At 60.9% G+C, this 14,309-nt stretch carries 16 protein-coding genes; 10 read left to right on the forward strand and 6 right to left on the reverse strand.

Going from position 1 to position 14,309, the window contains the following annotated elements; translation table 11 throughout:
- Positions 1 to 2: 2 nt before the first annotated feature.
- Positions 3 to 875 carry an amino acid metabolite efflux pump gene (locus tag ATI14_RS20265; RefSeq protein WP_016974550.1) on the reverse strand — a complete coding sequence of 291 codons (873 nt, stop codon included), beginning with the start codon at positions 873 to 875 and terminating at the stop codon, positions 3 to 5.
- Positions 876 to 968: 93 nt separating this feature from the next.
- On the opposite strand from ATI14_RS20265, the gene ATI14_RS20270 reads away from it, so the two are divergent.
- The 3 genes from ATI14_RS20270 (at position 969) to ATI14_RS20280 (ending at position 4,737) form a co-directional block, all read left to right on the forward strand.
- A complete protein-coding gene (locus ATI14_RS20270) occupies positions 969 to 1,742 on the forward strand; it encodes an AraC family transcriptional regulator (RefSeq protein ID WP_016974549.1) in 774 nt (257 codons plus the stop codon).
- A gap of 81 nt (positions 1,743 to 1,823) precedes the next feature.
- Positions 1,824 to 3,377: a DUF726 domain-containing protein gene (locus tag ATI14_RS20275; RefSeq protein ID WP_016974548.1), complete on the forward strand. Its 1,554-nt coding sequence runs from the start codon at positions 1,824 to 1,826 to the stop codon at positions 3,375 to 3,377.
- Positions 3,378 to 3,417: 40 nt separating this feature from the next.
- On the forward strand, positions 3,418 to 4,737 hold the full coding sequence (locus ATI14_RS20280) for an Nramp family divalent metal transporter (protein WP_016974547.1): 1,320 nt from the start codon (positions 3,418 to 3,420) through the stop codon (positions 4,735 to 4,737).
- On the opposite strand, the gene ATI14_RS20285 is transcribed toward ATI14_RS20280, so the two are convergent.
- Together ATI14_RS20285 and ATI14_RS20290 are read right to left on the reverse strand one after the other, a co-directional pair.
- Positions 4,734 to 4,925 carry a hypothetical protein gene (locus ATI14_RS20285; RefSeq protein WP_042918823.1) on the reverse strand — a complete coding sequence of 64 codons (192 nt, stop codon included), beginning with the start codon at positions 4,923 to 4,925 and terminating at the stop codon, positions 4,734 to 4,736. The two genes, ATI14_RS20280 and ATI14_RS20285, sit on opposite strands and share 4 nt — an antisense overlap.
- Positions 4,926 to 5,140: 215 nt before the next feature.
- Positions 5,141 to 6,073 (reverse strand): LysR family transcriptional regulator, encoded by a 933-nt coding sequence (locus ATI14_RS20290; protein WP_016974545.1) that lies wholly within the window; start codon positions 6,071 to 6,073, stop codon positions 5,141 to 5,143.
- Between the two features lie 117 nt (positions 6,074 to 6,190).
- Between ATI14_RS20290 and ATI14_RS20295 the strand changes: the two genes are divergently transcribed.
- The 6 genes from ATI14_RS20295 (at position 6,191) to ATI14_RS20320 (ending at position 9,491) form a co-directional block, all read left to right on the forward strand.
- A complete protein-coding gene (locus ATI14_RS20295) occupies positions 6,191 to 6,679 on the forward strand; it encodes a DMT family transporter (protein ID WP_016974544.1) in 489 nt (162 codons plus the stop codon).
- Between the two features lie 4 nt (positions 6,680 to 6,683).
- Positions 6,684 to 7,139, forward strand: a complete 456-nt coding sequence (locus ATI14_RS20300; RefSeq protein WP_016974543.1) for a DMT family transporter — start codon at positions 6,684 to 6,686, stop codon at positions 7,137 to 7,139.
- Positions 7,140 to 7,228: 89 nt separating this feature from the next.
- Positions 7,229 to 7,399, forward strand: coding sequence for a metallothionein (locus tag ATI14_RS20305; RefSeq protein ID WP_016974542.1), 171 nt, complete (start codon positions 7,229 to 7,231; stop codon positions 7,397 to 7,399).
- 73 nt (positions 7,400 to 7,472) lie between these two features.
- On the forward strand, positions 7,473 to 8,237 hold the full coding sequence (locus tag ATI14_RS20310; protein ID WP_026083052.1) for an AraC family transcriptional regulator: 765 nt from the start codon (positions 7,473 to 7,475) through the stop codon (positions 8,235 to 8,237).
- A gap of 90 nt (positions 8,238 to 8,327) precedes the next feature.
- Positions 8,328 to 8,501: a DUF1427 family protein gene (locus ATI14_RS20315; RefSeq protein ID WP_016974540.1), complete on the forward strand. Its 174-nt coding sequence runs from the start codon at positions 8,328 to 8,330 to the stop codon at positions 8,499 to 8,501.
- Positions 8,502 to 8,531: 30 nt separating this feature from the next.
- Positions 8,532 to 9,491: a quinone oxidoreductase family protein gene (locus ATI14_RS20320; RefSeq protein WP_017254554.1), complete on the forward strand. Its 960-nt coding sequence runs from the start codon at positions 8,532 to 8,534 to the stop codon at positions 9,489 to 9,491.
- A gap of 183 nt (positions 9,492 to 9,674) precedes the next feature.
- On the opposite strand, the gene ATI14_RS20325 is transcribed toward ATI14_RS20320, so the two are convergent.
- From ATI14_RS20325 to ATI14_RS20335, 3 genes are all read right to left on the reverse strand, one after another.
- The gene (locus ATI14_RS20325; RefSeq protein WP_016974538.1) at positions 9,675 to 10,703 is read right to left on the reverse strand and encodes a purine-nucleoside phosphorylase; all 1,029 of its coding nucleotides are present in this window, start codon (positions 10,701 to 10,703) and stop codon (positions 9,675 to 9,677) included.
- 14 nt (positions 10,704 to 10,717) lie between these two features.
- A complete protein-coding gene (locus ATI14_RS20330) occupies positions 10,718 to 11,665 on the reverse strand; it encodes a nucleoside-specific channel-forming protein Tsx (protein ID WP_016974537.1) in 948 nt (315 codons plus the stop codon).
- A gap of 155 nt (positions 11,666 to 11,820) precedes the next feature.
- Complete coding sequence (locus tag ATI14_RS20335; RefSeq protein ID WP_016974536.1) at positions 11,821 to 12,759, reverse strand: AraC family transcriptional regulator; 939 nt, start codon at positions 12,757 to 12,759, stop codon at positions 11,821 to 11,823.
- Positions 12,760 to 13,037: 278 nt separating this feature from the next.
- On the opposite strand from ATI14_RS20335, the gene ATI14_RS20340 reads away from it, so the two are divergent.
- The gene (locus ATI14_RS20340; protein WP_370590144.1) at positions 13,038 to 14,297 is read left to right on the forward strand and encodes an ABC transporter substrate-binding protein; all 1,260 of its coding nucleotides are present in this window, start codon (positions 13,038 to 13,040) and stop codon (positions 14,295 to 14,297) included.
- Positions 14,298 to 14,309 lie beyond the last annotated feature (12 nt).

Below are 14,309 nucleotides of genomic sequence, written 5' to 3' on the forward strand. Positions count from 1 at the left end.
GACTATCTACCTGTGTGCACAATCGGCTTGCGATACAGGCCCACGGCAAGGCCGATGATGATGACCGCGATGAACATCAGGTTGGGTGTAGCAATGCGCTCACCCAGTATCAGCATCGAACTGGCAACTCCGAAGACCGGAATCAACAGCGACAGCGGCGCCACCGTGGAAACCGGGTAAGCCTTGAGCAGCGAATTCCAGCCCCAGTACGCAAAGTGCGTGGCGAGGTACACCTGAAACAGAATCGACAGTATTGCCGTGAGATCCAGGCTGGCGGGCAGGTTGTTGAATGCGCTGTCGCCGTGCAGCCACCAGGCCATGAGCAACAGCGGAACCGGCGGAAACAGACTGGCCCACACCATGAACGAGAAAATTTCCTTCACGCCTGAGGCCTTGATGATGACGTTGCCGACGCTCCAGGCCACGGCGCTCAGTACGATCATCAACACGCCGAGCACCGCTGCCGCGCCTTGTTGGGTGACGATGATGCCCGCGAGGCCGGTCAGCGCGAGCAGCGCCCCCATCCATTGGGCCGCGCGGATTTTCTCATTGAACAGCACATAGCCCCAACCCAAGGTGAAAAACACACTGAGCTGAATGATCAGCGAAGCGATGCCGGGGCTTACACCGAGTTGAATGCCGTAGTTGATAATGCCCCACATGCCCAACCCGAAGATCACGCCATAAGCCGCTACGTAGCGGAACTTGACGGTCGGGCGCTTGATAAAAAACACCCAGGGCAGGGCGGCGAGGGCAAAGCGGATGGCGGTCAGCACAAAGGGGTCGATTTCACGTAAACCAAGTTTGGTGACGGGGAAGTTCAAGCCCCAGACCAGCGTGACGAGCAGAGCGAGGACGAGGTGTTTTTTCAGCATGGACGTTCCGGAGCGGGTTCAGAGCCGTACATGCTAGGGCGTACGGAAATGGCCCGCTTGCTATGCCGGGCCATGGTTTGACATTATCGGGCCATGATTTCCCCTTTTGATTCTTCCCACCCCGAAGCCGTGGTCACGTTGCGTGAATATCCGTCCGGCACCGTTTTTGAACGGCATACCCACCCGCGCGGCCAGTTCGCTTATGCGTCCACCGGCGCGCTGAAGATGTTTACCGACCTCGGCAACTGGGTGGTGCCGCCCCAAAGAGCCATCTGGGTGCCCGGTGGCGTGCCCCACGAGATGCACATGCGCGGGGATGTGATCATGCTCAATACTTACTTGAACGAAGATGCCGCCGAGCGTGCCGGGCTGCAGGCGCGCTGCCAGGTGTTTGAAGTTTCGCCGTTGCTCAGGCATCTGCTGGAGGCGGCGCTCAACCTTGAGCCCTCCAGCGTCAGGCAACAAAGCGTGCTGGCGTTGCTGATCGATGAAATCGGCGCCATGCCCGAGTTGCCCCTCAGTGCGCCGTTGCCCGCCGAACCACGGCTGGCGCGGGCCTGCCAGCGGTTTCTGGAGGCGCCTGCGCAGTCGGTTTCCCTTGATGAAATGGCTGAGTGGTCCACCATGAGCCGGCGCACCTTCACCCGCCACTTTCATGACAATACCGGCATGACCTTCATCGCCTGGCGCCAGCAGGTCTGCCTGCTGGAGGCGACCGCGCGGCTCAGCCAAGGTGTGTCCATCACCGAAGTGGCACTCGAATTGGGGTTCAGCAGCTCCAGCGCTTTTACCGCGGTGTTCCGGCGTAATCTCGGGGATTCGCCGGCACGCTATCTGGCCAAATCCAGGGCGGGGTCGATGTTCTGAGCCACGCCGGTCAGGATTCACCGTTCTTGCAGCCATGCTTTGTTACTATCGCCGTCCGTCGTCACCAGGAGTCACCGACCCATGCAACACCAGTGGGATGAAATGCACCGCACCCGCAAGCCCACGTTCCTGCTGTGTGGCGAGCCTCAGGGGGATGTGCTCAATCTCTATGTTCACGGTTACTCCGCGTTTTTCAACCGCCAGCAACTGGGCAACTTCAAGGCACAACTGGCGAGTATCGAAGGCTCGACCAACCTGATGTTGTTCTGGCCGGCGGGGCACTTTCTGGAAAACCTGTTTGCGCCGTTCAAGGAGGTGATCACCTCAATGCTCGGCGGTGGCGGCCTGGGCGCGGCCACTGTGGGAGTGGGTAAGGCGATTGCCTATTTTCTCGACCACTACAAAAGTGTCGAGGCGCGGGTAGATGAGGTGGCCCGCACCCTGTTGCCCGAACTGGCCAATTACCTGCACGCCGAAGCGCTGCCGGTGCGGCGGATCAACCTCATCGGTCATTCCCTCGGCGCGCGCATTCTGGTCAAGAGTCTGTTGGCCACTCCCGAGGTCGCCCGCGAACTGCCATTGAACAATGTGTTGCTGATGGGTGGGGCGATTTGCACGTCGAGCGCTTGGGATGAGGTGTCGGCGCCGCTTGCGGGGCGGGTGATCAACTGCCATTCGAGCAAGGACTGGGCGCTGGCGATGAAGCCGGACGCCGAGCGCTGCATCGGGCGTTACGCGATTCCGCTCACGCCTGCGCTCAAGGCCAAGGTGACCAATGTGCACCTGGCCACCTTCGATCACGCGGCGTATTGGCCGCAATTGAAGACGGTCGTGCAGTACACCGACCTGTTGCAGGAGAGGCGCGGCATGATTCGTTCTGACCAGCGCAGCCCCGAAGTGCGTTTTGCCGAAGAAGACCTGGAGTTGTTTCCGGCACTGGTGCAGGCGCGGCCCGATGAGCTGAAATTCCTCGCCGAACTGATGGCGCAAAAGCGCAGTGCGTCGATTGACGCCGATGTGCGTGAACCGCTGAAGCTGGCCATCGAATTGCAACGCATGGGCGGGGACACGTTTATGAACCTGGCCCGTGGTCATGGTGTGGGCTATCGCCAGATCGCCGAAGATGTGGCACGTCGGCTTGGCGTCAAATTCGATGAACCCACTGGCACTGTCGCGCTGGCGGACATCGAGGCGCAGGTCGCGGAAAAACTGATCGAACAGTACCGGGACAAGCTCAGCAGTGCTGACCGCAAAGCGTTCGACGCGGAACTCAAGGCCGCCGCGCAAAAGGAACAAGGACTGTTCAACCGGATCGACGTGGGCCGTTCGGCCACCGCCGCGCTGAGCGGTACGGCGTTGGCGGGGTTGACCGGGTTCATGCTGCGCCGTGGTGCCGCCACAGCCATTCCGGTGGTGGGCCAGGCGCTGGCGGCGGCGATGCTGTTGGTCACCGGCGTGCGGGCGTTTTCCGGCCCGGCCTATTCGATCACCACGCTGGCGGTGTTGGTGGTCGGTCTGATTCGCCAGCGCATGGAGCGTGAGGCACTGAACCAGGAGATGGACCTGGTGGTGCAGGTGGTGGAAACCTTTGACTTGCCTCGGGACACGGTGATGCGCACGGTCGCGTCCGACTGATAAGCTGCGGGCTTACTTGTGTGTTTGCCTGGGATACCGCGTGAAATTCAGCCTGCCGAAAATCGCCACCGCCCCGTTTTGCCCGCCCGAAGTGGCCGGCTCCGTGCTCGTTGATCCCAAAGCCTCGTTCTTCAAACGTGCGCTGATGTTCGCCGGGCCAGGCCTGCTGATTTCCATCGGCTATATGGACCCGGGCAACTGGGCCACGGCCATCGAAGCCGGGTCGCGTTACGGCTACAGCCTGTTATTCGTGGTATTGCTGGCCAGCCTGGCGGGCATGGCGGTGCAGTGTCTGTGCTCGCGGCTGGGCATCGCCACCGGCAAAGACCTCGCGCAACTGTGCCGCGAGCGCTACAGCAAACGATCTTCGCGCACCCAATGGGTATTGGCGGAAATCTCCATCATCGCCACCGACCTTGCCGAAGTGCTCGGTTGCGCCCTGGCGTTTCACCTGTTGCTCGGCGTGTCGCTGACCACCGGCATCGTGATTACTGCCTTCGACACGTTGCTGATCCTGGCCCTGCAAAACCGGGGCTTCCGCCGCCTTGAAGCGATCATGCTGGCGCTGGTGGCGACCATTGGCGTGTGTTTCTTTATCGAGCTGGTGCTGATCAAACCGTACTGGCCGGACGTGTTCAGCGGCTTTGCGCCATCGTTATCGGCAATCAGCGACGCCGCGCCGTTGTACCTGGCCATCGGCATCCTCGGCGCCACGGTCATGCCTCACAACCTCTACCTGCACACCTCCATTGTGCAGACCCGCATGATCGGGAAGGATCTGGCCAGCAAGCAGGACGCGGTCAAACTGGCGCGCATCGACACTATCGGCTCGCTGTCCCTGGCACTGCTGGTCAACGCAGCGATCCTGGTGTTGGCTGCCGCGGCGTTTTACAAGACCGGCCACACCGACGTCGTCGAGATCCAGGACGCCTACCACCTGCTTGACCCTCTGGTGGGCGGCGCCTTCGCCAGCATCCTGTTCGGTATAGCCCTGCTGGCTTCCGGACAGAGTTCGACCTTTACCGGCACCATCGCCGGGCAAGTGATCATGGAGGGTTACCTCAACCTGCGAATTCCCTGCTGGCAGCGGCGCCTGATTACCCGCGGGCTGGCGCTGATTCCGGCGTTTCTCGGCGTTTGGCTGATGGGCGACGATGCCATCGGCAAACTGCTGATTCTCAGCCAGGTGGTCCTCAGCCTGCAGTTGCCGTTTGCGCTGTACCCGTTGATTCGCATGACAGGCGACAAACAGTTGATGGGGCCATTCGTGAACCGCTTGCCCACGCGTTTGCTGGCGTGGTTTTTGTTTGCGGTGATCAGCGGAGCGAATGCCTGGTTGATCGGGCAATGGTTGTTTTAGTCAGAAGCCAAATACCGCCCCGCGATGTACTGCATGCCCTCGAAGGTACTGAGCATGTCGCCGGGTAGCGGATGGTCGAATCCGTCAGGAATAAATAGCTTTCCCTTCATCGCGCCAATGCGCTGAACAGAATGTTTTTCCAGAGTTGCACCGTTGGCAGGTTCACACCCATCTGCGGTGATCGTCACGGTTTGTTCCGAAGTCGTTTGTTGGGCCTTTGTCGATTCCGGCGAAATAGTATTATCAAGTATTTTGCATCCATGGCATTTCTCCGAGAAGTCAGTGGTGAAAGCCTGTCGCAGTGACGCCGTCCTGGAATAGTGGCCCGCAAAATCAGAACGAGCCTACTTACTCGCAGAGGAAACTTCCTCATGAAACAGAAGTTCTGTTCGATCCATTACGCTTACCTGTCCCAATAAGGCACCACCCCGAAGCACTCCGCAAAGTAGTCAATCACCGTACGCACCTTCAGCGACAAGCGCCGGCTGCCCGGCCATAACGCCGCTATCTGCTGGGGTTCCAGCGTGGTCGCCACCTCATATTCGGTCAGCACCGCCTGCAAGGTTCCAGCGCGCAAGCCCTCGCCAATCAGCCACGAAGGAAACACCACCAGGCCCAGGCCCTGCTCGGCGGCGTGGGTGAGGGTGTCGGCGTGGTTGCCGGTGATGGGGCCCTTGACGCTGTAGGGCGTCCAGTCGCTGCCATCACGGCGGAAGAACCAACGCTGCTGGCCGGTGATGCCCTTGTAGGCCAGGCATTGGTGGTTAACCAGCTCGTCAGGATGGCTGGGCGTGCCATGCCGCGCCAGGTAGGCGGGGCTGGCGGCGATGCGAAAGCGCTGGGGCGCGAAAATGCGTGCTTGCATGCCGGAGTCGTTGAGCACACCGATGCGAAACAGCAAGTCGGTACCGTCTTGAAGCGGGTCGACATAGGTGTCGGTCTGCTGGATATCCAGCTGCAATTTCGGGTAGCGGCGGCACAACTCGCCGAGCCAGGGGGAAAGATGCCGCTGGCCAAATACCATCGGCGCGTTGATGCGCACCAGGCCGCTGGGTTCGGCTTCCTGTTCCTGCAAGGCCTGGCTGGCGCTTTCCAATTGTTCCAGCATCAAGCGTGCGTGATGTCCGAGCAGGCGCCCGGCTTCGGTCGGGCTGACCGCTCGGGTATGGCGATAGAGCAACTGTTGGCCGAGCGCCTGTTCCATCAGCTGGATTTGCCGGGAAATGGAGGAGGGCGCAAGGCTCTCTCGCCGCGCAACTTCAGAAAAACTGCCGTGGTCGAGCACGGCGACGAACAGGCGCAAAGCCTTGAAACTCAGCTCATTCAAACCCTGCATGGTGGCTCCGTGCTGTGCGTGTTGCGCAAAGGTGTTATCCGCATGCTCCCATTTATCGCACAGGACGGCCACCGGATAATGCGCGCCATGTTTCCTTTCTTGATGCGCAGGTGATGTATGCAGGCAAATTCCATCGAGGGTGTGGCGCAAGCCACGCCAAAGAAAAACCTACTCCGGTTGCTGTTGCTGCCACTGGTGATCCTGGCGGGCATGGGCCTGTCGGTGGAGGCCGGGTTGCTCGGGCCGTTGGGCGTGCAGGTGGGCCACCTGTGGGCGACCTTGAGCATTTTCGGCGTGGGCACGGCCATCCTGTTTTTGCTGCTGTTGTTCAGCGGCCCGCAAAAGGGCCCGGCGCTGACCGATTTGCCGCGCTGGCAATTGATCGGCGGCTTTCTGGGGCCGATGTATGTGGTGGTGCTGACCCTGGCCACGCCGCATATCGGCATTGCCATGACCATGATCGCAATACTGTCGGGGCAGGTCGGCAAGAGTGTGCTGATCGACCATTTCGGCTGGTTCGGCACTGCGCGCAAGCGGGTCAATGGCGAGCGCTGGGTTGCGTTGGCGCTGATTGTGGCGGCACTTGTTCTGATTGCGAGAGGGTAAGACGATGAATCTGATGCTGTTATTGGTGCTGGTAATCGTCGCTGGCGCGGTGCTGAGCGTACAGGCCGCCATCAACGGCCGCCTGGGCCAGGCGGTGGGTGTGTTGCGCAGCAGCTTGCTGACTTTTGCGGTGGGGGCAATCACCACCGCCTTGCTGATTTTCTTCTTCGAACCCGCTCAGGCCGTCAGCCTGCTGGACGTGCCGAAATGGCAACTGACCGGCGCACTGTTCGGCGTGGTGTACATGATGGTGATGGTCGGCGCGGTACCGGTGGTAGGCACCGCGGTCGCGACGGTGGCGGTGATCGTCGGTCAATTGGGTATGGGCATGTTGATCGACAATTTCGGCTGGCTCGGTAACCCGGCCATCGAGCTGTCCGCCAGCCGCATCGTGGCCATGTTGCTGTTGGCCCTGGCGCTGGTGTTCATGTACCGCAGCAACAGCCGCCTGGCCGATTAACCCAAGTGAACCCCGGAACCTCTCCTATAGTCACTGCTTAAGGTGTGGCGCTCGCCGCATCTGGACGACCATGAAAAAGGAGTCTGACCATGGCTGATAAAACCTGTGCCTGCCCCCACTGCAAATGCGTGCTGGGCAAAGATGCGGTGATGAAGGACGGTAAAGGCTATTGCTGCAAAGGCTGCGCCGAGCACCATGCCCATGGCGAGCCGTGCGCTTCGGCGACGGGCTGCGAGTGCACCAAGTCCGCCCACGGTTAAATCGCAAAAAACGCTCGGAATGTGGGGTAGCGGTCATTACCATGGCCGCTCACCCTTGATCGACATGCCCTTCATGGCCCTCGCCGCGCCCCCCGACCTCACTGATCACGCCATACCCGTGCAGCCCCTTGCGCGCACTTACCCGCGTGGCTTGTATGTGGAACCCCACAGCCACGAATGGGGCCAGTTGCTCTACGCCATGAGCGGGGTGATGTGGGTCGAAACGCCCCGCGAAGCCCTGGTTGTACCGCCCCAGCGTGCGGTGTGGCTGCCGCCTGGCGTGGAGCACGGCATTCGGGTGGTCTCGGATTTGCAGATGCGCAATATCTACCTGCGCCCGGCACTGGCGGGCACGCTCGACGCGCAGGTACAGGTGATTGAAGTGGGCGGCCTGCTGCGTGAACTCATCGTCACGCTGGTCGACCAAGGTGATAACGGCGACCCGGCCTATTACGACGCCGTGGTCAGCCTGGCGCTGCTGGAGCTGCAACGGGCGCGACGCTCGAAGATTCGCATCGCCATGCCTTTAGACGCTGACCGCCGGCTGATCAATGCGTGCCACGCGGTGATGGCCGCACCTTCTCTGGAAATCTCTTTTGAACAACACGCTGAAGCGGCCGGGGCCAGTGTGCGTACCCTCGCGCGGTTGTTCCAGAATCACCTGGGCATGGGCTTCGCGCATTGGCGGCGGCAGGTGCAACTGGCCACGGCAGTGGCGGAGCTGATTCAGGGCCAGTCGGTGAGCGGGGTTGCACGGTCGCTGGGGTATTCGCCCAGCAGTTTCAGCGACATGTTCCGCCGTGAACTGGGCGTGGCGCCGTCGCAATACGCAGGCTGACGGTTTGGCCGAAATTCTGAAGTACTTGGCCGATGCTTCAGGAAAGCGCTCTCTACACTGAGCCCATCGACCCACAAGGCGCCGCTCAGCATGAACTATTTGATCTCCCTCGCCATCGGCCTGTTTGTCGGCGTGATCTACGGCGCCCTGGACTTTCGTTCGCCAGCACCACCGGCCATCGCCCTGGTCGGCCTGATGGGCATGTTGCTCGGCGAACAACTCTGGCCCCTGGGCCGACAGCTGGTCAGTGGCTGGTTGTCCTGATTCCTTTCTTCCCTTTATTGGATATCTGCCATGAAAGCTCTGCAATTTTCCGCCACTGGCGACCTCACCGCATTGCGCTACACCGATGTTGCCACCCCCGTTCCGGCGGACGGTGAAGTGCTGGTGCAGGTCAAGGCCGCGGGCTTGAACCCCAGCGACGTGAAAAACGTACTCGGGCGTTTTCCCTACACCACATTGCCACGTATTCCCGGTCGTGACTTCGCCGGGGTGGTGGTGGAGGGGCCGCAGGAATGGCTGGGCCAGGACGTGTGGGGCACCGGTCGCGATATCGGCTTTTTTGCCGACGGCTCCCACGCGCAGTTCCTGACCGTGTCGGCTAAAGGCGTGGCGCACAAGCCCACCCACCTGAGTTTCGCCCAGGCCGCCAGTCTCGGCGTGCCGTACACCACCGCCTGGGACGCGCTGGAGCGCAGCGGCGTGGGCAAAGGCACGCGTTTGCTGGTGATCGGTGCAAATGGTGCGGTGGGCAGTGCGGCGTTGGCTCTGGCGAAAATTCGCGGTGCCGAGGTGTTGGCGGCGGTGCGCAAGGCTGATCAGGTGCCCGTGTTGCAGGCCCAAGGGTTCACGGCGATTGCCCTGGGCAAGCCAGAGGAGCTGGGTGCGCAGGTCAACGCTGTGTTCAAGGGCGGCGCGGACGTGATCTTCGATACCACCGGTTTCTGGCTGCCGGCCGCCGTGGCAGGCCTGGCCCCGTTCGGGCGCATCGCAATCATCGCCGCGCCGGTCGACGGCCATGTGCAATTGCCGGCCCTGGCCCTGTACCGCAAGGGCGGCTCGGTGGTGGGGATCAATTCGTTGCTCTACAACTGCGAGCAATGTGCGGTGATGCTGGAGCAATTCGGGAGGTTTTTTGATCAGGACTTGCTGCCACTGCCTACCGGCTTGCGCGAAGTGGCGCTGGCCGATGGCTTGCTCAGCTATGAGGAAGTGAACAGCGGCAGCGCAGACAAGATCATCTTCCTGCCCTGACACAATCAAAACCGTGGGAGCTGGCTTGCCTGCGATAGCGGTGGTTCAGCCAACAACTCGATAAAGCTGTTGTGGCGAGCGGGCTAGCCCGCTCGCCACAGGGAGGAGGTTCGACAGTCTGTGAAAGTTGTGTCGATACCTATGGCTATCGCAGGCAAGCCAGCTCCCACAGTTTGATCTTTATCAGGCCTCGGGAACGCCTTTCTCCCACGCTGACCAGTTCTTCAGGATCGCCTGCACCAGCGGGTTCCCCGTGCGGTAGAGGTTTTCCAGCGCCGGTACAAAACCGCCCTGGTCGGCGTATTTCAGCAGGTTGTCCACTTCGCTGTAGCCAGGGTACGGGCGGTCGAAATCGGAGCCGGCGCGCACCACCGCCAGGCGCTGGATATCCACCAAACCTTCGCGGCTGGCGCGCAGCAAGGCTTCGTAGGTGGAGTTGTCTTCCTGCTGGGTGGTGCAGTACTCGCCTTTATTGTCAGTCAGCAATTTTGTCCAGACTTCGGCGCGCTCGCTCAGGCGTGTGCCGGAGAACCAGGTGTTGCCCGCCAGGGTGTCGCACCGGGTGACTTGCGGCGGCTGGTTGGCGGGCGCGGCCGGGTAGTGTTTGCGCCAGGCTGCCGATTCCTTGCTTTCCGTCAGCTCAACCTTTTGCGACAGCGCGAACGCCTTGGCTTGCAGCTTGGGGTTCAGCTCGAAGACTTCGGTTTTGTAGTCCAGCGGTGGTTTCTCGTTTGGGCCTTTGGTGTTGATGCCGATGTAACCGGTGGGCCAGTCTTTGGGGGCGTCGCGCGAATCCAGTTCCCACTGGGTGCCGAACTCCACCAGGTAATGCGCCCAGGCGGCAGTGCCGATGGTGCCGTGTTTGGGGCTGATGCCGGCGATTCCGGCGATCAGGAAATAACTCTGGCGCAGGTCGAATTTCGGCGACAGGGCCAGCGCGAGGGTAGAGGCGGCCGCGTTGGTCTGGCCCATGCCGGTCACCAGCAGGCACACGTCCTGGGTGTTGCAGCGAATCACCGGGTATTCGGCAGACAGGCCCGGAACGCGTACTTCCTGCTTGAGTTCCAGGCGGTCGATCCAGGTTTGCGCTTCAGGCGCGAACATGGTGATCAGCATGACTTTGGGTTTGATCGGCGCCGGAGCATCTGCCAGTACGACGTGGGGCAGAAACGCCAGGCTTATGGCCATCGAGAGACGGGTGAACAGGTTCATCTTTAGCTCCTTTATCAAAATTGGTAGCCGACGCCGGCGTAGTAACCCCAGCCGTCGGAGCGGGCGCGGAAGTTGCCCTCGCCAAAATTCAGCTCGCTGCCATCTTCCCAGTTGCCACCGTTATGAAAGTAACGGCCGACCAGAGTGAAGCGCAGGTGCGTGAACGAATACAGCAGCACGTTGGTGGCCACGGTGGAGTTGGCCGTACGCGCGGGGTTGTCCTTGTGCAGGCTTGAGCCAAAGTCGTGGTTGGTAAAGCCGATGTAGGTCAGCGAAGCGCCGTTCTCAAAGCTGCTGATCGGCACGATGTACTTCATTTGTGCGCGGTAGCCGTCCCACGAATATTCATTGCTCGCACCGTAGTTTTCCCACTGGTAACGCCCGTAGAAGTTCGCCGACAGGTTGACCCGCGAGTGCGTGTCGATGTCGGTGCCCAGGCCGCTGTACAAGGTGTTGGCGCGGTTGGACTTGTTGCTGCCGTGGTCGTAGATCCAGTCAAACGCCACGTACCATTCCTTGAACGGCCCGATCGCCAGGCTGCGCCCGGCCAGGTAGTCGATGGAGATACGCGGCTCGTGCTCCATGAACACTGGTGAGCCATGGTCCCACGCGCCTTTGTCATTACTGTTACCGATGCCAAGGATCTTTGGCACGTCGATATAGCCATACAGCTCGAACGGCCCTTTGCGGCCGAAGTATTCGTATTCCAGATACACGTCATCCTGCGGCTTGGGGCCAAAGCTGATGTCTTTGCTGCCGATCAAGGTCAGGTCCTGGTTGAACCAGTCCGACAGGTACGCCCCTTTTTTCGCCGGGCTGGCCTCAGGGCTCAGGGTTTCGCCCTGGGCCGAGTCATCGACGGGTTGTTCCTGCGCCAAAACGGGGCCACTGAGTACTCCCGTAACGGCGGTCAGTAGCAAGGAAACACCAAAGCAGGCGGAACGCCTTGAGGTGGGGTGCATTGAAAATCCCTATTCGTACGCGGTTTGAACCCGATTCTTCGGGTGGAGATGAACCTGCTCGTCAGGTCCGTTCCGCAAACGTTTGCACAGGCTTTACCAACTTTGCTCAATCGGTTGATCAGCCTGATAAAAATGGGGATTAGTCGACCTTATGGTCAGAATTGACTGGGTGTCATTTTTTCAATGCGGTTGAACAGATGCATGGCGGTTTCGCGTCGGTATTCACTCGGCGTCTGGTTCATCTCGATGCGAAAATGCCGGTTGAAGTTGGACAGGTTGGCGTAGCCCACTTCAAAGCAGATATCGGCCACCGACATGTCGCTTTGCAGCAACAGGCGGCAGGCGCGCTGCACGCGAAACTTGCGCATCAGGTCGATAAAGCCGTGGCCGGTGTTGCGTTTGAAGAAGCGCGAAAAGCCGGGTTCGCTCATCTCCAACTGCTGGGCGATGACCGACAGGCGCAAATCGCCGGTCAGTTCACGCATCAGGTAATCGAAGGCTTTGTTGATGCGTTCGGCGCTGCGTGCGTCCAAAGTGGGCGCGTAGCAGGGGCTGGCCAGGGCCTGGACGTGTTGCGTGGGCGCATTTTTCAAGGTGTCGAGCAATTGCAGAAACAGGATCAGGCGTTGCAGGCCATGGGCATTGCCGATGGCTTCCATCAAGTGCGCGGCCTTTACGGCCGTGTCACCCGTGAATTCGAGGCCGCGCCGGGCCTGTTCGAAGAGCTGCTGCAAGTCGCCCAGTTCCGGCAGCGTCTTGCGCAGGGCGAGGAGGGCGGCGCCGTCGAATTGCAGCACCACATCGCGCCCGGTCAGGTACTCGCCGGGGGCCAGGTCGCCGATCCAGTCGTGGGGCAGGTCCGGGCCGATCAGCGCGACATGCCCGGCACCGAAGGCGCCGATGTAGTCGCCCGCCACCAGCTTGCCGCTGCCCTGGCGGATCAGGTGGATTTCAAATTCGGGATGGTGGTTCCAGCGCGCCAGGTCGTAGGGGTAATCATGCTCGAACCAGCGGAAGCAATGATCGGGCTCGGGCAGGATCACTTCCAGCTCGGCGGGGCGGTGCTCGAACAGCTTGGCGCGGCTGACAGGCATGGCGGGGCTTCTTTGTTGTACTTGGAGTCATCTCAAAATACGCGCCTGCTGCGTATAGGCGCTACCCCTGATTTCGCCCGGCGCTGATACTTTTTTGATCCCGATGCCCGGGTTAAAAAAGTATCAGTGGGCCATCCGCCATGCGTTTGTGGAGCAATAGCCAAGCTGCTGTAATCAGCGCTCAACAACAAAAACAACAGGTGGAAACCGCCATGTTCCCGATTTGCAAAGGCAAGCTCCCGCAAGCGCTGTTCCTGCTGACCGGCCTGGCGCTGGCCATGCCCAGCCACGCCGCCGACACCGTGACCATCGCCACGGTCAACAACAGTGACATGATCCGCATGCAGCGCCTGTCCAAGGTGTTCGAAGAACAGCACCCGGACATCAAGCTCAATTGGGTCGTACTCGAAGAAAACGTACTGCGCCAGCGCCTTACCACCGACATTGCCACCCAGGGCGGCCAGTTCGACGTGCTGACCATCGGCACCTACGAAACCCCGCTGTGGGGCGCCAAACACTGGCTGGAGCCGTTGACCCAACTGCCGGCCAACTACGACGCCGACGACATTTTCCCCTCGGTGCGCCAGGGCCTGTCGGTCAATAACACGCTCTACGCGTTGCCGTTCTACGGCGAGAGCACCGTCACCTACTACCGCACCGATTTGTTCAAACAGGCCGGCTTGAGCATGCCCGCGCACCCGACCTGGACCCAGCTCGGCGAGTTCGCCGGCAAACTTACGGTCAAAGACAAGGACCAATACGGCCTGTGCCTGCGCGGCAAGGCCGGTTGGGGTGAAAACATCGCGTTGCTCAGCACCATGGCCAACGCCTTTGGCGCCCGCTGGTTCGATGAGCAGTGGAAGCCTGAGCTGACCAGCCCGGAATGGACGGCGGCGGCCAACTTCTACGTCAATACCTTGAAAAAATACGGCCCGCCGGGCGTGTCCAGTAACGGCTTCAACGAAACCCTGGCGCTGTTCAACAGCGGCAAGTGTGCGATCTGGGTCGATGCCAGCGTGGCGGGCTCGTTCACCACCGACAAGAGCCAAAGCAAGGTCGCCGACAGCGTAGGCTTTGCCGCCGCGCCGACTGAAGTCACCGACAAGGGCTCCTCGTGGTTGTATGCCTGGTCCCTGGCGATTCCGGCCACGTCCAAGCACAAGGACGCCGCCAAGGCGTTTATTACCTGGGCCACCTCCAAAGACTACATCCAGCTGGTGGCCGATAAGGAAGGCATCACCAACGTGCCACCGGGCACCCGCCAGTCCACCTACAACGAGGCTTACCTGCAAGCCGCGCCGTTTGCCCAGGTGACGCTGGAGATGATGAAGCACGCCGACCCCGCGCACCCTTCGGCCAAACCGGTGCCGTACGTGGGCATTCAGTACGTGACCATCCCCGAGTTCCAGGCCATCGGAACTTCGGTCGGCAAGCTGTTCTCGGCGGCTTTGACTGGCGGCATGTCGGTTGACCAGGCACTGCTGGAAGCGCAGTCCACCACCGAGCGCGAGATGAAACGCGCCGGCTACCCTAAATAACGCTGACAGGAT

The sequence above is a fragment of the Pseudomonas tolaasii NCPPB 2192 genome, assembly GCF_002813445.1.
GTDB classification, from domain to species: domain Bacteria; phylum Pseudomonadota; class Gammaproteobacteria; order Pseudomonadales; family Pseudomonadaceae; genus Aquipseudomonas; species Aquipseudomonas tolaasii.